The sequence below is a fragment of the Paenibacillus sp. FSL R5-0623 genome (assembly GCF_037974265.1).
Taxonomy (GTDB): domain Bacteria; phylum Bacillota; class Bacilli; order Paenibacillales; family Paenibacillaceae; genus Paenibacillus.
This window is the reverse complement of the sequence record NZ_CP150233.1, coordinates 5,643,175-5,664,549: the sequence shown is the minus strand read 5'-3', so window position 1 is coordinate 5,664,549 and position 21,375 is coordinate 5,643,175. Positions and strand designations below refer to the sequence as shown.

The following is a 21,375-nucleotide window of genomic DNA, read 5'->3' as shown; positions in this document are numbered from 1 at the left end:
CGAATGGAATACAAGACTGCGATTTTATATGGAGAGGCGGGCATGATAAGCTGGTTAGCAACGCGAAGTCCCTATGCTTCGCGGCTTTCGCGAGTACTCATGCCCGCAGAGGCTCCATGTCAAATCGCTCTATCAGTCTAGAAAATGTAACTTTAGCCACGAAGTATAGCGAAGAGCCAGGTTTTCTTATATTAAACTGTTAACATCCTTATGACTGTATTACAAGCGGACACGGTACTATGACCCGAAGTTGAAACGGTTCCTGAACCGGGATGTAATTCGCGGAGAAATTTAGGATGGGTAGACGTTTAACCGGTATGCGTATGTGAACGGGAATTCGGTGAGTTATATTGATTCGCTGGGGTTGATGAAGTGTGAGAACGAACACTATGTTAGATATGGTTCTGAGAAATAGGCTAGGGATTCACTGGATGTAAAAGGATTGACGATGCGCATGAACTGAGCCGGGTGCTGATGGAGATGCACGGCGAGGGGAATGTGAAGGCGCGGTACGTGTATGGACTCGGACTGATTGGCCGAGAAGATGCTGACGGAACCTATCTCAGTTACCACTATGACCTACGTGGTAGTACGACGTTGCTAACGGACGAGCAGAACCGGGTGACGGACCGCTATACGTATGGATTATATGGGGAACTGGAGCAACATGAAGGCTTGACCCAGCAGCCATTTGCGTATAATGGTCGAGATGGTGTCATGACCGATGCCAACGGACTGTATTACATACGGGCACGGTATTATGATCCGAAGCTGAAACGGTTCCTGAACCGAGATGTGATCCGTGGAGAGATTCAGGAGGGGCAGACCTTTAACCGGTATGCGTATGTGAACGGGAACCCGGTGAGTTACATTGATCCGCCGGGGTTGATGAAGTGTGAGACTGAGGGGACGGGAAATCCTAGGACTTTTGTTGATGATATGGACGCTTCAGAAGCGGCTCGATATCAAAGGTACTGGAAGCAGGATATAAATCCGGACTATAAGGGAGCACCAAACACAAGAGGGAGAACGTATACTGCACTTGGTACGCGGAGCATTATAGACCAAAAATTAAGTAATACTGGCGAGCTGTACAACAGAGAAACAATTTATGACCAGTTCGGCAGAAGGATTGGAAATAACGATTATACAAACCATGGGAAACCACATCATCATGAAAGCCCACATCATCATCCAAACCCATGGCAGAATTCTACACAACACGGTCCGAACACTCCTGGTCTTCATCCTAATACTCCGAGGTGGTAGTATGATACCAATTGCGCACTATCTTTTTGAGATATCTTTTAGTGGTTATTACCAAAAGAAGGACTGGCAAAATTGGGCTGACAAACGCATTCTAAAACAAACATCAGCCGAAGAGTGGTTGATTAACATTTCGTTAGCCAATAGTATTGAAATGTTAAGTAATGCACTTGGAGATTTACTGATTTCAGAGAGGTTCGAGGTAAAAAATCGAGTTCCTTCTAGCGATGCAACAATTGGATATTATTATCTAATGTATTTAGAAGGAAAGTTATCTCTTCAAGAGTTATTGTTGAATTCCGGGGACGAGGCAGATGGTGGTGAAGGTGCATCTGTTGAATGTGAAGAGTTTTATGCAATTAGCAGTGACTTAGAAAAGAATACACTTCTAATGGAGGACAATGACTTTCAAAGGAAAATATCTGTATTATACGAACCGTTTAGAAAAATTGCGCAGCTACATGTGGAAGAATTAGAAAGGTATTGACACCACACTAACCCCGATTGGCTTCATGCCTTTCGGGGTTTTTCTTTGGTGGGAGCTTACCCAGTGTCGAATGAACCCATCATTTAACCAATAACACACATAACCCATGTAATACCCGTATAATGATTTCGTCATTTCGGTTGTACGTACGAAAAAGCTCGAATTTTATACCCAAATAACGCTATTCCGTTACATCGAACAGGTCGATTATGGTCAGATACCACCATGATTGACCTGTTTTTTGTTATCTTCGTTTTCTCACAGTTTTTCAAAAATGAGCCGCAACAATGTAAATAACCGAAACGATAGTTACGGTGGAAAGACGTGGTCGCATCTTATCACTGGGATATGACGACCACTAATATTGTCAGGAGTTAATTAAACATTTCACCATCGGGAATGTCATGTGTTAAAGGCTAGCCACCTGCCCTCTGATTAAGCCCGAAATTCATGAAAAAATTCGGGAGAGGGCGGCACATGAACGGGGTCACTGTATCCATCGACCGCATTGTCATTGAATTTACAGACGTATATTGGGACTTCTTCAATGAGTTCCATAAACGAATCGGTCGTTTCTATGGGGTCAAGATGACGGTGGGGGGAAATTAAAAGCCATTTAAAGGTTTTTTCATTATGATGATGAGCCTATGTTGTGAGAAAAGATGTGGGGAGAGAGTAGCAAGTACATATGTAAAGCTTTGGTTATTTAAGTAAGCTAGGAAGAATTATATGTGGATTCAGGGATATTCAGACAAGGGAGAATAAGTCTTAATACCTATGAATAGGCATCATGTTATGGTAAAATATTCATGGAACTTGAATGGGATATATTGCTTATTGAACTATTCTATTTAAATAAGTCCTATATATTTGATGATAGCAAAATAGTAGATTCAAGGAAAAAAGGTACATAGGCATGAAGGATTCCACAGAAAAAAATAAAAATGGAGCGTGAAAGATTTGAAAAAAGTAACACAACTAGTATTAAGCGGTGCATTGGTATTTGGAATGTTCCCTTTCACCGCAAACACCAGTCAAGCAGCCGTGACCTCATTTAAAGATGTGCCAACGAGCCATTGGGCGAAAGCATCGATCGATGCAGCGGTAGCAAAAGGTTATTTCAAAGGATATAGTGATGGTACGTTTAAGCCTGGAGCGACAGTAACACGTGCAGAATTTGCAGCGCTGCTGGCTCGGGTGTCTAAAGGAACGCTGGAGACAGAGCTAGCTAATGAGTTTCAGGATTTGACGGGACATTGGAGTGAAACCGAGGTGAATCGTGCGGTATCGCTCGGCTTTTTGAAAACTTCCGATTATCCGAATGGTTTTAAGCCAGGCACGGCTTTGACACGAGAGGAAATGGCAAAGTGGCTCAGCTCAGGACTTGCAGCTCAGGATGAAGATTACAAGCAAGCGTTAAAGGATACAGAGAATACGCTAGTGCCTGTGGCAGAATATTACAAGGGCGGGTTGAAGAAAGCAGCATATCCCTATGTGTCGGTGGTATTGGGAACTGGATTGATGGGCGGGTACCCAGACGGTACGTTTGGTCCGGGGAAAACAACCACACGAGCAGAGGCAGCAGTTATTTTATCCCGTTACGAACAGGTACAGAAGAGCAAGGCAACGTCGTATAGAGATCTGAATGAAATGCGCGAGGTAGGTCTAACAGGAACGAATCTGACTTCTGCGACGCCATTTGTTTACAGTAAATATGAGAACGCAAACTATTTGAATAGTTTTGACTTGATAACGGAGAAACCTTTTTCACTTCGTAACAATCTTGGAGAAATGATAGTCCATCGAATGATCATAGCCGACGCCCCCACTGCTTCGACTGTGAAGAATATGTATGGAAAAATGTTTATCGATAAAGATTTTGACAGATTCATTGATGAAGATCGCTACATGGTTTTTATGGAAGTAACAGTTACTCCTAATGGAAATAATCTTAGCAATCTTGCCTTAGCTAACTCGACTGGATATCGCTTAACTAGTGGTGCAGCAAGTAATTTTACAAGTGGAGCTATAAAAAAATATGGAATAATAAACTTACCAAGGGTAGATTATGTGAAATCTGGCTTTTTCAAAAAAGGGGTTTCTAAGCGATATTGGATGGCCCAATCTATCAATCGATATCGTTCGGAGGATGTTACTTTAAACGGTTCATCTATAAGGGTCGGTAACTCCCTTACGTCATTTTATATACCAAATTGATTAGAGGATGTACATATGAAATTTAGAGGTCTGCGAAAATGTATAGTAATATTATCTGTATTTATTGTATGTAGTAACTATCAGATGATGTTGGTTTTTTCTGCTCCGGGTAATTCTACTAAAGTTATTGCTGTGAGTTCTAATCCAGAGGATAGGGAACCACTTACTGCTTCTGTTGCATCTCCAGTTGGTCCAACGGGTTATCAAAAAGTTGTAAGAAAAGTTGATGGGGTACGGACAGCTAATCCGGGTGTATATTGGGTCCAAAGGGATGATGGAAAGTGGGTTGCTAGATCATCTCGAGGAGATGAGATTGTTAACAGCGTTGGTCCTCCTGAAGCACCTTGGCCAACATTAGGAGTTGTCAGGGATAAAATAGATTTGTATGACTCACATTATATGGCTCGTGAATATAGTTATTTTGAGGGTACTCCAGTTGAAAATATAAATATGGTTACTGAAGCGCGTATATCAAAAGTTACTACAACGGATCTACAAGGTCGCACCTCTTATATTAGTGATTTAGAGCTTACAGGGCAGAACACAGCAGTTTTGCTTACTTCCGAAACGGGGAGAGCCAATTTTCCAGACATACCTACTAAGTATAGAGAAGAATATAATGATGACGCGGTTGGTAATGGTAATAATGGATATCCAAAAAAAACAGCTTTATATTTAACTCCGCTCACAATAACTTGGCGAGGAAAAGTTGTAGAACAAAAGAAAATTCGTCTTACGGGAAGCCAGCGACTGGCGATTGATGAAGAGGCCTACCTTAAAGGTGAGGTGGCTACCATGAATCCTGGAGAGGCAGACTTTGGGAACTGGGTAGATATCTCCACTCGTTCGGGTGTGGAATGGAAATCAGATCAGGAAGGTATCGTTGAGGTGAACCCAAGTGGAAAGATTAAAGGCGTAAGCCCGGGAACCGCTACAATTTCTGTACGTTGGAAAAGCGACGATTCATATAAATACGATCTTATAGCTTACTTAAAAGTCACGGTGGGTGATGGGGCAGCCCCACCAGGGGGAGTGGCAGGCTGTACATATACCATCAATCCACCGAATGAGGTAGCCGCACCCGAAACTGCGTTTATGGACCCAGGTGCCCAAGGGCATATTCTGGCGGATGATCCAACGAACGGCATTCATTTTGATGCTACGCGGGGGATCCCGACTTCGGAGCACCTGTATGCCAATACGTGGGCGATGAATTATCTGTTCCAGCATACCTTTGGCAAACAGCAAGGCACGATTACCTATGATTGTACCGCGGACCTTACGTATGCCCGGACCTGGAAAGTGAAGCAGCCTAATCTGCCCGGACCGAATGGTACGTCTATCCCGCAACCCGATACCGAGGATTCGGATACGGTTGATGTGAAGTATACGTTTAGCTTTGACCGAAACTATAGCTATTGGAAAATTAATAACGTCGAACTGTATTCGATCGAACAGGCGAAGATGGAGAATTATGCTCTTCCTGACGGAAGCCGGATTACACTCTGGCCCCAGGGATACACACCACCCGACCTGGAGATGGAGCATGAGGAAGACGTGGAGATTCATGTCATGCCGCAGGAAACAGGGGAAATCAGCTATGTTCCCGAAGTATTGGCAAGTGATGGATATGAACCACCAGAAGTACCTGATGATACCGAACTGCTTAAAGGCATGGCTGAGGGCCAAACGGGTCCACCCGATGTGAAGAATGATGCGCTCGACTTTACCTGGGAGGGTTCGACGACAAACGTCATGGATGGCAGCACCGTCGTTGAAAATGGACCGGATCCGACGCAAATCCCGGCACCAACCAAGATCGGCTCGTATAAAAACACCGGGGAGCAGGTGTTGTATGAAGATCAGCTGTTGATTCCCCGGACACTCTTGAATAAAGCGGATACGGACTCCACGGGAGAAATCCAGTATGCCCTCCATCCAACCACCTTGGGCGGCAGCGGAGGAAAAACCTTTCCAGTTGATCCAATCAACACCGTCACCGTCCATACACCAGTGGTGAACTACTCGCTCGTTTCGGATGATCAGCCGCATAATCAGAAAACGGTGCCGAACATGAACCGGTCTGCGCTCATTTTGGAGCGACCATTCACAGTTCGCATCCCGACCAGCGGACAACATCTGGATGCGGGATCTTACCCGGGATATGGCGATCGGGATTACGCCAAATATTATCGGATTAAACAAGTCCGTTTTCCATTTGACGTGTACAGTGCTAACCGATCGCAATTTTATCCACGAAATACATGGATTGATGTTCAGGTACCGGTACTGGATACGACCTTCTATCTGCCTGTGTGGGTGGATGAAGGAGACTACCAGGTGGAATTCCGGAATATCGCTGAAAATGCCCCAACGCATTTTAGTAGCGAGCCGGAGATCGACGCCCAACCCGATGCCAACACAGATCTGTACTACCATGCCGCTTCGGACGAAGTATCTGTGGAGGTCATTGGGCGACTATACGACTTTGAGATTACCGATATCGCCGACTATAACTGGGAGCTGGTCTTCCGCCGTTTCAAAAATAGTCTTGCGCCGACCTGGATCAGTTACTGGACCGGCACGCAGGATATCGACGGAGACAAGCGGGGGAACAAACCCCAGTTTACTGTCCCAATTCGTCCGGGCAGTCACCCGCTGCAAGGGTACCAGAATGTGGCGGTGAAAACGGGATACCACTTCAAGTTTGACTTTAAAACAAAAGGCAACATGTTCGGTCCACGAGACGGCATTCGTCTCACGCCAACCTTTGATTTTGTAAGTAAGGATGGAAGCGAACGTGTGCCCGTGGATCTGTATTACTCCACCAACCAGCGGAACTTTATTCGCATCGGTTCGACAGAAGATCAAGTGAAGCGGTTCGTGATTCTGAATGATCGGCTACGTCAAGTTCCGTCCGAACAACTGCGAGATACAGCGACGTACAAATACAACCGATATGGTGAAATCCATCCGGGGATGATGAGTGAACGAGCGTACCAAGAGTACTATCGAGACAAGTTCACGAAAATGAAAACTCCGGTAGGCGGATATAGCCTGCTCTTGATGCCAGAGCAACTTCGAACGTTTATCGGTCCGAAAACGAATATTCCCACCACCGCCAGTGCAGATGTCCTGCGTGCGAATGCAGCCATTCAACAATGGTATGGGGAATACAGTCTGCCCGCCGAGCCCTATGTAGTTCAAGCGGGAACAAACTTGGCTGAGTATGGACGTACGCATGGCGGATTGGATGCTAAATCGCCGATCTTCTTGAAGGATGGGTATATCGTAGTGAACTTCAACTTCGAGTCCATTCGAGAGGGAAATCTGGCGGCACCGCATCTGCAATATATCCATGCCCCGCTGATGAATCAATGGTTGCTGGAAGGATTCCAGCGTGAGGTAGAGGATAGCTATGGAAACAGCTTTACGTTGCGGGACGGAGACGTGGTCTTCTACCATGCGGATCGCTCCAGCCGGGATGATTTCAGTGCGCAGGTACCGCATTAGTTTCAGATGTAGAAAAGAGAAATAGCAGGATATAGTCTAAGTCATTTTTAAAGAGAACACTGTAGACTCATTTGCGGTATGCCTTACGGTGTACCGCATTTATTTAGAACGATGAGCAAAGGAAGAAGTATCAATTTAAAAAAATGAATTGCAACGTCATTGTACATAGAAAAGAGGAACAGACATGAAATTGGAAGTCAGCCTATCTGACCTGAAGCGGACCTCAAAAAGTCTGAATGGAGCCGCGGATGAGATGGGGGATCTGCGCGCGGACCTGAATCGGTCCATGAACAGCCTAAGCTATAAAACCCTCAGCCAAGGTGGGGTACAAAGCACATTCACCCACCTGATGCGGGAACTGGACGGCTTGCAAAGCAAGCTGGAACTGTTGTCGGAGTTGACCCGTCGCAAACGAGAAGAATATGAACAAGCGGATCGGGAGGGCAAAAAATTCAACTGGGGGAAGCTGGCGAGCTTCCTCACCTTTGCATTGGGGACGGTGCTGGATTTCTTGCCTGTCGTTGGCAATGTGAAAGGGATTATCGAGGCCATCACAGGTCGGGATCTGCTGACCGGAGAGAAACTGGCCTGGTATGAGCGTGGTCTTGCCGTGCTGGGGCCGCTGGGGAAAGGAGCCAATAAGGCCGCTTCCCTCTTCAAGTATGCGGATGAGGCGCTGGAACTGACGGGAAAAACCGTTAAACATGCGGATGACGCTGCAGATGCAGCAAAAACCGTCGGTCGCAACGCCGATGAAGCAATCGATGCGATCCCGACCAGCCCGAACAAGGCGGGCGTGCCCGGGAACTCGACCCGAGAAGCCGGGGAGGATATGGCCGGAGCGACGCCGAAGTCGACCAAGGCAGGTGAAGCCCCCGCAGGCTCCAGGGATACAGGTGACGCGCCGATGACGAGTAACAAACCAACGGGCAAAGCAGACGATGCGCCAAGCGATGCCGGGTCCACACGCCACGATACGGGACTCACCGATGCCGAGAAAGCAGCGGCTGCAGCAGGAACGGCGGCAGGAACGGGCTCTGCAGCGGCCGCTTCGATGATAAAGAAGACACCCGGAGGTAACGCTCCGAAAGGCGCAGAGGTACCAGGGGCGCCCAAGTCGAAGGATGTTGATTCTTCGCCACATCAACCATCTACAGGGCGAACCACTGAAACGCAGAATCCTCAAAAATCACACGCAGAAAGTAAAGTGGAGGACCCGATTCACGCAGCGACCGGTCATCAGTTTATGAATCATAGTTTGCTGACGCTGCATGGAGCAGCCGACTGGCCCTTTACCCTAATCTACCATTCGGGACTGTTGCAACGGGGAGAGCTAGGCCCAGCTTGGACACATCAATATGGTCTGCGGTTGGACATCACTCCAAAGGATTACCAGACCGAAACCGAAGCTAGTGATGCATTCCAACCCATCGTGGATGTCTGCTGGACGCCGGGACGGAAAAACCGATTTACACACCAAGGGGACGGCCGTTACCGCAGTGATGACCTGGATGTGAACCATGACGAGCTGACCTACACCGAGCAGGGTTGGCTCTATACAGCCCGTAGTCCGCGCGAAATGTACCAATTCGATCTCAATGGCGTACTGCTTCGTCACACCAACAAGGACGGACTGTCACTTGATCTGGTCTATGATGAAGAAGGAAAACTCCAGCAGTTGCAGGACCGGGTCACGGGACGTGTGCTGACACTGGACTACACTGCGGAAGGAAACCTTGCCGCGGTCAGGGATGCCTTGCGTGGAGCGACATTTGGCTATGATAGCGCAGGATTCCTGGTGCGTCTAACCGAACCGGACGGTACGATCACGGAAATGACCCATGACGGCGAAGGGCGTCTGATGTCGCTGAGCGAAGCCGGCGTTGTTCAGTTTACCAATACCTACGATGAGAAAAACCGAATCATTGCGCAAACCGACCCATCCGGTGCAGCAGGGCGGATGGCATATGATACCGAGAGCCATCCGGGTCAGACGTGGACTACCGTTACCAATCGTTTGGGTCAGGCGCGCATCCTTGTGCATGATGATGCCTTACAGCTCCTCGAAGTACATGCTGAAGATGGCGGTATTACACGTTATACCTACACGCCGCAGGGACAGATGGCCAGTGTCACCAACCCACTGGGCGAAACAACAACGTATGTCTACGATGAAGAGGGACATCTGATTCGTGAAATCGATCCTTTGGATCATGAAACGGAATATCACTATACCATGCACCACCAAGTTGAGCGTGAAACGGATGCCGAAGGCGGCGTAACCCGCTACCAGTACGATGAACAACAACGACTGACCGAAGTGAGCCGTCCAGATGGTAGTACAGCCAAGTGGGTCTACACCAAAACGGGACAAACAGCCACGTACCAGGACTTCATGGGAGCCATCTGGACCTATGCCTACAGCGAGACAGGTGAACTGCAGCATACGCTGGATCCGGAAGGTCGACGTTTACAGGTGGGCTGGGATGAAGCAGGTCGACTGGTCGAACTCACGGATGCCGCAGGAAGCGTGAGTCGCCGGAGCTACGATGGTGCAGATCGCCTGACATCCATCACCGACCCTCTAGGCCTCACGTGGCAGACCCTGTATGATGCCAGTGGGCAGCGCATTCGAGAGACCCGTCCGTCTGGAGCCTCCATGCACTATACGTATACGCTGAACGGGGAAGTGGCGAGCATCACCGATGCGCTCGGTCACACCCGGCAGTATACCTATGATGCCGAAAACCGCCTGATTGCCGAGACGAATGCACTGGGCGAAACCACGCAGCTCTCTTATGATGCCGCAGGTCGATTACAGACCGTGACCGATGCATTAGGACACATCACGAAGTATTACTATGATGGCGCAGGTCGCTTGGTCTCCGTCATCGATGGCGAAGGTCGGACGGTCCAGCAACTGACCTATGATGCGGCTGGTCGTCCCGTGGCATGGCAGGATGGACTCGGCCACATGACGCGGCTGCGGTTCAATGCCCTCCATCAACGCGTCGAAGATACCGACGCAGATGGTCATACCCGCCATTATCGCTACGATGCCGCGCACCGTCTGACCGAAGTCATTCAAGGCGAAGGCGCAGATGAAGTGACCTATCGCCAGACATGGGATGGGGAAGATCGCAATACAAGTTACACTGATGCCAGTGGAAACGAGACCCATCTAACGTATGACCGCAGTGGTCGCTTGCTGCAGGAAACGAATGCGGTAGGTGCACGGACGGCGTATACGTATGATGAACGCGGCTGGCTAAATGCCAAGCTGGATGCCAAGGGACAGGAAACCCGCTACGCGTATGATGCCGCGGGCCGCCTGATCCGGGCAACCGATGAAGCGGGCGAAATTGTGCTGACCTACACGCCCGATGGACAAGTGGCGCGTGTGCTCGAAGCCGAGCAGCATGAGGAACGAACCTATGATGCGGCAGGCCGCTTGCTCACGCGAACCGATGGATTTGGACATTTGCTGCAATATGCGTATGATGCGGCAGGCCGGATGACGGCACTGACCTATCCGGATGGCAAAGTAGTAGAATATCGCTACCAGGCCACAGGTGAACTGGCTGAAGTGAAGGACTGGAACGGCCGCCTGACCCGGTACCGCTATGATGCGAGTGGGAAGCTCATCGACACCCGACGCCCGAACGGCAGCCAGGAGCAACGGGAATACGATGCCGCAGGCCAACTGACTCGGCTGACGGATACGAGCGTACAGGGCATTCGTTTACAGCAATTTAAGTACGAATATAGCCCAAGCGGCTTGCTGCTGAAGGAAGAAAACAAACAGTATACGTATGATACCTTGAAACGTCTGCGCAGTGGCGCCGAACCAGGTCGTGTTGTACACTACACGTATGATCCATCCGGGAACCTGACGAGTGAACAGGTCGGGGTGTCTGAAACGGAATTCACGAGTACTTCACCCACGCAGCATCTGCACTACACCTGGGATAACCGGCTTCAGCGTGTGGGGGACTATCCTGTCGAGATTGATGCCAACGGTAATCTGCTGTATGCAACGGATGGTAACACCGCTTCCGCTTACGAATACGATGCTCGGAACCGTCTGGTGAAGGCAGGGAAACTGAAGTATCGGTACAACCCGCAGGGAGACCGGATTGAACTCGCGCAGCGAGGGCAAGTGACCCGCTATGTCATCGACGATGCACATGAACTGAGCCGGGTGTTGATGGAGCTGGACGGGGAAGGGAACGTAAAGGCCCGTTACATCTATGGACTGGGGCTTATTGGTCGAGAGGATGCCGACGGAACATACCTGAGTTACCACTACGACCTGCGTGGTAGTACGACGTTGCTAACGGACGAGCAGAACCGGGTGACGGATCGCTATACGTACGGATTATATGGCGAACTGGAGCAACATGAAGGATTAACCCAGCAGCCGTTTGCGTATAATGGTCGAGATGGGGTCATGACGGATGCCAACGGACTGTATTACATGCGAGCACGGTACTATAATCCGAATCTGAAGCGGTTCTTGAACCGAGATGTGATCCGTGGAGAGATTCAGGATGGGCAGACGTTTAACCGATATGCGTATGTGAATGGCAACCCGGTGAGTTATATCGATCCGTTGGGATTGATGGGGTGTGAGACTGGGGGGACGGGAAAACAAAAGGAATCGTTTGTTGATATGATGGATTCGGTAGAAGCGACTAGGTATGAATCTTATTGGAAACAGGGGCACGGTTCACTTGAAAAAATCAAAGAGAACGGGCAAGAAATCTGGAAAGTAATGAACGGTAAAGAGATAAATACCAGACAAAGAGTTTATACTGTTCCTGGTGAAAGAAGTATTAAAGACATAAAAATTAATAATAAGACTGGTGAAACCTATGTGAGGGAAACCATATTTGATCAATATGGACGGAGAATAGGTAATAATGATTTTACTGATCATGGAAGGAATGATATAGCTACTCATACAATTCCACATCATCATCCAAACTCATTTTTGAATCCGGACCAGCATGGGAAAGGTGTTCCAGGACTACATCCGCAGACTCCAAAAGGGAGGAAATAAATTGACCATAGCTAGTAATTTATATATAGCATGTGTAAGTGGGTATTACTCTAAGGTGGACTGGCAGGAGTGGGCTGATAGACAAATTTTGAAAAAGGATACTGTAGAAGATTGGATATATGAAGTGTCCTTAGCTAAGGACCTAAATGAATTATCTTTAGCTGTAGGGGCTAAGATGTTAGATGAATCCTATTATGAAAAAAATAGGTTCTCGAAGAGTGACGTAATAGTAGGGTATTATTATCTCCAATTTCTCGAAAATAAAATAACTCTACGCGATTTGATTAGCAAATTGAGTGACGAAGATGACCCTTCAAATTCATCATCGATAAATGAATTTCTGAATTTTTATGCAATAATGGGTGAGATTAATTTGGATAACAGTATACTAAAGGAACCATTATTCGATCAAAAACTAGCAATAGTATTTGATCCGTACAAACAAATCGCGGAAAGCCAGAAGGAACAACTTGAATCATACTAGCATTGATATTATATGGACGATAGCCTGTTGAGAATAAGTTCTCAACAGGCTATCTTTCTTTATGAAGATATGCGCCCAGAAATGCGAACGAAACGTGTCTCTGTTACCGATGGTGCAGGTCGTCTGGTCTCCGTCATCAATGGCGAAGGCGCAGATGAAGTGACCTATCGCCAGACATGGGATGGGGAAGATCGCCATATGAGCTACACCGATGCCAGTGGGAACGAGACCCGTCTAACGTATGACCGCAGCGGTCGCTTGCTGCAGGAAACAAATGCGGCCAGGCGCACGAACGGCGTATACGTATGATGAACGCGGCTGGCTAAGTGCCAAGCTGGATGCCAAGGGACAGGAGACCCGGTACACGTATGATGCCGCGGGCCGCCTGACCCGGGCATCCGATGAAGCGGGCGAAATCGTGCTGACCTATACGCCCGATGGACAGGTGACCCGTGTGCTCGAAGCCGAGCAGCATGAGGAACGAACCTACGATGCGGCGGGACGATTGCTCACCCGAACCGATGGATTTGGCCATCTACTGCAATATGCGTATGATGCCGCCGGCCGGATGACGGCGCTGACCTATCCGGATGGCAAAGTGGTGCAGTATCGCTACCAAGCCACGGGTGAACTGGCTGAAGTGAAGGACTGGAACGGCCGTCTGACCCGGTACCGCTATGATGCAAGTGGGAAGCTCATCGACACCCGGCGCCCGAACGGCAGCCAGGAGCAACGGGAATACGATGCCGCAGGCCAACTGACTCGCCTGACGGATACGAGCGGACAAGGCATTCGTTTACAGCAATTCAAGTACGCATACAGCCCAAGCGGCTTGCTGCTGAGGGAAGAAAACAAACAGTACACGTATGATACCTTGAAACGCCTACGCAGTGGGGCCGAGCCAGGCCGTGTTGTACACTACACGTATGACCCATCCGGGAACCTGACAACCGAACAAGTAGGGACATCTGAAACGGAGTTCACGAGTACTTCACCAACGCAGCATCTGCACTATACCTGGGATAACCGGCTTCAGCGGGTAGGGGACTATCCCGTGGAGATCGATGCCAACGGTAATCTGCTGTATGCAACGGATGGCAGTGCCGCTTCCGCTTACGAATACGATGCCCGAAATCGTCTGGTGAAGGCAGGCAAGCTGAAATATCGGTACAACCCGCAGGGGGACCGTATTGAACTCGCGCAGCGAGGGCAATTGACCCGCTATGTCATCGACGATGCGCATGAATTGAGCCGGGTGTTGATGGAGATGGACGGGGAAGGGAATGTAAAATCCCGTTACATCTATGGTCTGGGGTTAATCGGACGCGAAGATGCCGACGGAACGTATCTGAGTTACCATTATGATCTGCGTGGTAGTACGACGTTGCTAACGGACGAGCAGAACCGGGTGACGGACCGTTATACGTATGGATTATATGGCGAACTGGAGCAACATGAAGGATTAACCCAGCAGCCGTTTGCGTATAATGGTCGAGATGGGGTCATGACGGATGTCAACGGCCTATATTACATGCGAGCACGGTACTATGATCCGAAGCTGAAACGGTTCCTGAACCGGGATGTGATTCGTGGAGAGATTCAGGATGGGCAGACGTTTAACCGGTATGCCTATGTAAACGGGAATCCGGTGAGTTACATTGATCCGCTGGGGTTGACCAAGTTTGAAGCGAAGTCTGACACGAACTTGGCATTACCATATGGTAATGAAAGTAAAACTATGAATTTAGGTTCCGGTGATAATCCTTTACAGGGAGCACTCAATGTTGATATAAGAAAAGTCAACGGGGTAGATGTTGTAGCAAGTGCAAATCATTTACCATTCAGCACACGTTCTTTCTCAGAAGTTATTGCTCAAAATCCACATGGCTATGATATTTTGAAGAGCGATGTGCCAAGAATACTAGAGAACGGAGATATTCTTAAAGTTGTAGGAGGTGAGAAGAATCCTTTCTTTAAAAATATGGTGAGTGCAGATGCTAAATATTTTGAGCAATTTGGTTTTGAACTAGTTAGCAGAGGAAAAGCTTCTAGTGATTTGATGTTTGGAGTACAGAAAACAACTGACGGTAAAATTTTCTCTGACAAATCATTAGAAAGACAATTTGAAGTTATATTAAGGAGGAAATATTAAATGATAAAGTTGGATATTTCCGAAGATCAATTTGAGCTTTATGATTTTACGGAGTCAGTTATTCAATTCATGGGACCCATAAAAAAATCCGATAATTTGTCTTTAGATGTCTGGGGCATAATCATACCTTTAAAAATGTTTAGTATAGAACAGTACGGGCTAAGTAAGGACCAGTTTTCGTTTAATGACAATATATATATATCTGGTTTTTCAACTATTCGATTCGAAGGTGTGGAAGCTATTGATATTGAAGTAGAGCTTCTTACAGAGACTAAGCCCCATGAACATATTTATCAAAATGATGGATCTAAATGCAAAATTCATAAAAATTGGAATATAAATAGTGGCCGTGATGGGTATAACTATGAAATTTTTTCGGCTATTGATTGGCCTTTTGGTAGTAGCTCTTTGTCTATTGTTGCTGGTGGGAGAGCCACCATAGAAATTGAACCTAATTGTTGTGTTCCATTAAATCAATATATTCTAAATACCTCGAAATATACTTTAAGCTATTAGTGAAAAGTAACGAAATCTTTAGTTTGGTTTTTTTACTATCTTAGAACCTATGAAAACCTTTTGGCGAGACGAATCATAATAGCTTGTCTTTGTCTCTCAACAATAATAAAAGTCTGAGGCAGTCTTAGTCGCAATGGGAAATCTCTATAAATAGTAAAATATCGAAATTAAGTGATAGAATTAAAACTAAGAAACCTTTGAATGGTGCTTAAGAGCCATTCAAAGGTTTTTTCATTATTATAATGAGCCTATGTTGGAAAAGATGAGGGGAGGGAGTAGCAAGTATATACGTAAAGCTTTGTGGATTAAGTAAGGTAAGAAATATTATCCCTAGATTCAGGGGGATTTATACAAGGAAGAATAAGTCTTAATACCTATGAATAGGCATCGCGTTATGGTAAAATATTCATGGAACTTTAATGGGATATATTGCTTAGTGAACTATTTTATTTAAGTAAGTCCTATATATTTGATGATAGCAAAATGTAGATTCAAGAAAAATGTACATAGGCATAAAGGTTCCACAGAAAAAAATAAAAATGGAGTGTGAAAGAATTGAAAAAAGTAACACAACTCATATTAAGCGGTGCATTAGTATTTGGAATGTTCCCTTTCACCGGAAACACGAGTCAAGCAACCGTGGCCTCATTTAAAGATGTGTCTACGAGCCATTGGGCGAAAGCATCCATCGATGCAGCCGTGGCAAAAGGCTACTTCAAAGGATTTAGTGATGGCACGTTTAAGCCTGGAGCAACAGTGACGCGGGCAGAATTTGCAGCATTGCTGGCCCGAGTCGCGAAAGGGACTCCAGAGACGGGGCAAGGTAACGTGTTTAAGGATTTGACCGGTCACTGGAGTGAAACAGAAGTGAACCGTGCAGTATCTCTTGGATTTATTAACGTAAAGGATTATCCAAACGGCTTTAAGCCGAGTACGATAATTACTCGTGAAGAGATGGCCAAGTGGATTAGTTCCGGATTAGCAGCTGCTGACAAAGATTTCGAACAAGCTTTGGAGGATACCAAGACATCTTTAATTCCTGTAAAAGAAGCTTTTTCCCCAGGAATCTCTCAAAGTAAAGCCCCTTATATAGCAGTAGCGATGGGTACCGGTATAATGACAGGATTTCCAGATCACTCTTTTGGTTTAAGTAAAACGACCACGCGTGCAGAAACTTCGGTGATTTTATTGAGAATAGCAAATATGGAAGGTAAGAAGGCATCGTCGTTCGAAGCACTAAATGAAATCAGATCTGTCGGGGTAGCGAAATCTAATTTTAAAGAAATTACTCCATTTGAATTTACAACTGGTCGTGATTTTTCAGATGCAAGTGAGAAGAAAGTGACATTTAGCAATAAAAGTGGGAGTCTAGTTCTCCATCGCACTATAGCTGTTGATGCCTCCGATTGGAACAATAAGAAAGGAGTATATGCCCCGTTCTTTATTTCCGAATCGGAAAAAGATTGGTATCAGTCTACTGCAAAAAGAAAAAATATTGTAGCCGTTTTTCAAGAAATAACAATTTATCCAAGCAAAAAAGGATTTAATCTGGATGACTATAGAGGTGGCTTAGCGAACTCATTCTTTGGTCAAAGGCTAGATCAAGACATGACAAGGCAATTCGGATATAAAACTCTACCGTTTTCAAACGCCGAGAACTTTTTTTCGAATTATTCATCGAACAACGGAGTACGGTTGTGGATTGGTAAGTGGTACGATAAAGACTACAAAGGACTCGTGGCAAGGTTTAAAACAGATGATGGTTCAGGTGTAAGTATTTATGGGAGATGAGTGAAAGGCGATTTATGAAAAATAAAATTCTGCATATTATCTTAATTATGACTGTATTAATGGGAATTTACCCCCACGGTGTAGCGAGAGCTAGTGATTACCATTTCAACAAAGGTTATCCAAGTAATCTTGAAAAATTGATTGCTACTGATGCTCAAGGTAGATCAAGAGGAAAACAAAAAATAAAAGTACTTGTTACTGGGGAGAAAGATCCCAATCCTAAGGTGATATGGACACAGGGGGATGAGGAAGTATGGTCCGCAACTGGAGAGTTACCAAGTAGTAGGGTCACTACGACAACACATTGGAACCAGGGTGGAACTCGTGGATATCCAGTCAGTAAGAGGTTTATTGACAAGATAGATGCTACTGTTTACGCTCCAGATTCTCTGGAAGATATCAATGGGAATGCGTTTGATAGAAGGTTTATGGATGATCTTGGAGTTAAAGATATTAACTATTTAGATGGCCCAGCATATGAACCTGGAAATGAAAAGCCGAGATTTACACAAGGTGATAAATTCATTGAGATTAACGTCTTCACAGGTTACCCGAAACCACTCAGTGAAGAAAAAGAATATGGTACTAGACCTGACGATAAAAAAAAATGGCAAGTAGCATATTGGACTCCGTTGCATATTGACTATATAGCTCATGTTTACGAAACAAAAGAGATTCGGGTTAACTCGGATAACACGTTGCAGGAGGGAGAAACGGTTCAGCTTGCTGCAGAAGTGCGCGAGATTGACTATCAAGGGAACACAACAGACTGGGTAAATGTCTCAACTCGTGAACAAACCGAGTGGAAGACAGATAAAGAGGGTGTTGCAACAGTAAATTCCAACGGAGTAGTGAAGGCAGAAGGCAGAGGGACTGCAAAAATTACTGCTCTTTGGAAAAAAGGTCCGTACTATATTTGGGAAAACGTCACGATAACCGTAGGGGAAGATAACGAGCTTCCAGAAGAACCTGTAACTACATGCTCACAGCCCCAACCCGGACGGACATTAGAAGGCCAGATTATGGATCCAGTCGTTACAGCTATGATTAGGGCAGATCAACGGGGAAGTGAACCTTTTGATGTTCTTAAGGGTATCCCTACCTCCGAAAGTATATACGGCAACGTATTTAGTCGGGATTATCTGTATGAGCATACCTTTGTACAAATGACGGGTACATGTACATATCAGTTTGATGTTGAGAAAATATGGACCCTGAAGTGGGATCCGAAGAAGACTGAGAAAGATGCGGAGGGTAATGAGAGGGAAGTTCCAGATCCACAGGAAGCGGAAGAAACGGTTACCAAGCAATATACTGTTGAACGTCCATACGCTTATTGGACGATTGATACGTTAAGTGTATACAGCATCGATGAGGCGACGCTAATCAATTATGCTTTTGGATCTGGACAAATCACGTTGCAACCCGAAGGTTATGTCCCACCGGATTTTCAGGCGGAAACGACGGGGTATTATTATCCGCCACCCAATCCAGTCAAAGTCACAGCTCCGCCTGGCACAAAAACGGGAGGAAAGGATCGACCCACCCCGCCCGATGAAGATCTACAGAGTGTGGCTGAGGAGGCAGTCCCTGATGTAGAGGTAGAGAACGATGCCTTTTACTTTAATGGAGGGACGGTAATGGATCCGCAGCGGTCCCCTGAATCCGGCCCACAGCCCGGCGAAATTCCAGATCCCGTGCAGATTGATGAGAATGTATTATATAGTCCCTATAACTATATTCCAATCAGTAAGGCGAACAAACAAGATACCATCAGCGAGGGTACCATTCGTTATACCTTAATGGATAACAGTGTGAATGGAGGCGATGACCAAGAATTCGACATCTATGGTATCAACACCGTCACCGTCCATACACCAGTGGTGAACTACTCGCTCGTTTCGGATGATCAGCCGCATAACCAGAAAACGGTGCCGAACATGAACCGTTCTGCGCTCATTTTGGAGCGACCGTTTACAGTTCGCATCCCGACCAGCGGACAACATCTGGATGCGGGGTCCTACCCGGGATATGGCGATCGGGATTACGCTAAATATTATCGGATTAAACAAGTTCGGTTTCCTTTTGATGTGTACAGTGCCGACCGCACGCAATTTTATCCACGAAATACGTGGATCGACATCCAGGTGCCGGTGCTGGATACGACCTTCTATCTGCCGGTATGGGTAGATGAAGGAGACTACCAGGTGGAATTCCGGAATATTGCTGAAAACGCCCCGTCGAATTTTAGTACCGAGCCAGAGATCGATGCCCAGCCCGATGCCAACACAGACCTGTACTATCACGCCGCTTCGGACGAAGTATCTGTGGAGGTCATTGGGCGACTATACGACTTTGAGATTACTGATATCGCCGACTATAACTGGGAACTGGTCTTCCGCCGTTTCAAAAATAGTCTTGCGCCGACCTGGATCAGTTACTGGAGCGGCACGCAGGATATCGACGGAGACAAGCGGGGCAACAAACCCCAGTTTACCGTCCCGATTCGCCCCGGCAGTCATCCCCTACAAGGGTATCAGAATGTGGCGGTGAAAACGGGATATCACTTCAAGTTTGATTTTAAAACGAAAGGCAACATGTTTGGCCCACGAGACGGCATTCGTCTCACACCAACCTTTGATTTTGTGAGTAAGGATGGCAATACGCGTGTGCCTGTTGATCTGTATTACTCGACCAATCAGCGGAACTTTATTCGCATCGGTTCGACAGAAGATCAAGTGAAGCGATTCGTGATTTTAAACGATCGGCTACGTCAAGTTCCGTCCGAGCAACTACGAGATACAGCGACGTACAAATACAACCGATATGGTGAAATTCACCCGGGGATGATGAGTGAACGAGCATATCAAGAGTACTATCGAGACAAATTCACGAAAATGAAAACGCCGGTAGGCGGATACAGCCTACTGCTTATGCCAGAACAACTGCGAACGTTTATTGGTCCAAAAACGAATATTCCAACGACCGCCAGTGCCGATGTACTGCGTGCGAATGCAGCCATTCAACAATGGTACGGGGAATACAGTCTACCCGCCGAGCCCTATGTAGTGCAGGCGGGAACAAACTTGGCGGAGTATGGACGTACGCATGGCGGATTGGATGCTAAATCGCCGATCTTCCTGAAAGATGGGTATATCGTGGTGAACTTCAACTTCGAGTCCATTCGGGAGGGGAATCTCGCGGCACCGCATCTGCAATATATCCATGCCCCGCTGATGAATCAATGGTTGCTGGAAGGGTTCCAGCGTGAGGTAGAGGATAGCTACGGAAACAGCTTTACGTTGCGGGACGGAGACGTGGTCTTTTACCATGCCGATCGCTCCAGTCGCGATGATTTCAGTGCGCAGGTACCGCATTAAAGAACACGCAAGGTAGTTTTATTGATTAGATCCTGATAGAAGAAATCCTTTTACCAGAGGATTTCTTCTATCTATTTACAAATAGATCCATAAAGTGAGGGATGGTTGTGTCCCGGATGACAAAAATAATTACGTTTACCATAATGATAGTTTTCATTTTAGGAGGGTGTTCAAGAGTGGATACAAAAGATAAAGATCAAGAAATTATAGATCGTTCGGAGTCCATTGCCATTCAGTATTTGAAAGAAACATATGGCTTGGATGTGACAATTACAGAAAAGAAAATTTTGCCTAAAATGGCGATGAGTTGGGTTACTGTATCTGGACATGTAACAGATAATGAGAATCTTATCTTCAGTGTGTCAGTTGATTACGATTCGAATGAAAAGGAATCTTTCAGTTTTAATACAGAATTAGAAGAGTTTTTAATTAATAAGGGTTATGATCCATATATTAGAGATAGAGGTGGAGATAGTGGGAAATAGGGATATTAGTGATCTAACCTAT

At 46.5% G+C, this 21,375-nt stretch carries 13 protein-coding genes; all 13 read left to right on the top strand.

Annotated elements, in window-relative coordinates:
- Window positions 1-474 precede the first annotated feature (474 nt).
- Window positions 475-1,269, top strand: coding sequence for an RHS repeat-associated core domain-containing protein (locus MKY92_RS24910; RefSeq protein ID WP_339298006.1), 795 nt, complete (start codon window positions 475-477; stop codon window positions 1,267-1,269).
- A gap of 1 nt (window position 1,270) precedes the next feature.
- Window positions 1,271-1,753 carry a hypothetical protein gene (locus tag MKY92_RS24905; RefSeq protein ID WP_339298005.1) on the top strand — a complete coding sequence of 161 codons (483 nt, stop codon included), beginning with the start codon at window positions 1,271-1,273 and terminating at the stop codon, window positions 1,751-1,753.
- A gap of 477 nt (window positions 1,754-2,230) precedes the next feature.
- A complete protein-coding gene (locus tag MKY92_RS24900) occupies window positions 2,231-2,362 on the top strand; it encodes a hypothetical protein (RefSeq protein ID WP_339298004.1) in 132 nt (43 codons plus the stop codon).
- Window positions 2,363-2,704: 342 nt separating this feature from the next.
- Window positions 2,705-3,970: an S-layer homology domain-containing protein gene (locus MKY92_RS24895; protein ID WP_339298003.1), complete on the top strand. Its 1,266-nt coding sequence runs from the start codon at window positions 2,705-2,707 to the stop codon at window positions 3,968-3,970.
- Between the two features lie 399 nt (window positions 3,971-4,369).
- A complete protein-coding gene (locus MKY92_RS24890) occupies window positions 4,370-7,483 on the top strand; it encodes a DUF5704 domain-containing protein (protein WP_339298002.1) in 3,114 nt (1,037 codons plus the stop codon).
- A 184-nt stretch (window positions 7,484-7,667) separates the two neighbouring features.
- Window positions 7,668-12,545: an RHS repeat-associated core domain-containing protein gene (locus MKY92_RS24885; RefSeq protein WP_339298001.1), complete on the top strand. Its 4,878-nt coding sequence runs from the start codon at window positions 7,668-7,670 to the stop codon at window positions 12,543-12,545.
- A 1-nt stretch (window position 12,546) separates the two neighbouring features.
- A complete protein-coding gene (locus tag MKY92_RS24880) occupies window positions 12,547-13,029 on the top strand; it encodes a hypothetical protein (protein ID WP_339298000.1) in 483 nt (160 codons plus the stop codon).
- 69 nt (window positions 13,030-13,098) lie between these two features.
- Window positions 13,099-13,338 carry an RHS repeat domain-containing protein gene (locus MKY92_RS24875; protein WP_339297999.1) on the top strand — a complete coding sequence of 80 codons (240 nt, stop codon included), beginning with the start codon at window positions 13,099-13,101 and terminating at the stop codon, window positions 13,336-13,338.
- Window positions 13,304-15,181: an RHS repeat-associated core domain-containing protein gene (locus tag MKY92_RS24870; protein WP_339297998.1), complete on the top strand. Its 1,878-nt coding sequence runs from the start codon at window positions 13,304-13,306 to the stop codon at window positions 15,179-15,181. The genes MKY92_RS24875 and MKY92_RS24870 overlap by 35 nt, the downstream gene beginning before the upstream one ends.
- Complete coding sequence (locus tag MKY92_RS24865) at window positions 15,182-15,697, top strand: hypothetical protein (protein WP_339297997.1); 516 nt, start codon at window positions 15,182-15,184, stop codon at window positions 15,695-15,697.
- A gap of 546 nt (window positions 15,698-16,243) precedes the next feature.
- The gene (locus MKY92_RS24860) at window positions 16,244-17,488 is read left to right on the top strand and encodes an S-layer homology domain-containing protein (protein WP_339297996.1); all 1,245 of its coding nucleotides are present in this window, start codon (window positions 16,244-16,246) and stop codon (window positions 17,486-17,488) included.
- Between the two features lie 14 nt (window positions 17,489-17,502).
- On the top strand, window positions 17,503-20,868 hold the full coding sequence (locus MKY92_RS24855) for a DUF5704 domain-containing protein (RefSeq protein ID WP_339297995.1): 3,366 nt from the start codon (window positions 17,503-17,505) through the stop codon (window positions 20,866-20,868).
- 176 nt (window positions 20,869-21,044) lie between these two features.
- Window positions 21,045-21,353, top strand: coding sequence for a hypothetical protein (locus tag MKY92_RS24850; RefSeq protein ID WP_339297994.1), 309 nt, complete (start codon window positions 21,045-21,047; stop codon window positions 21,351-21,353).
- Window positions 21,354-21,375: the final 22 nt, after the last annotated feature.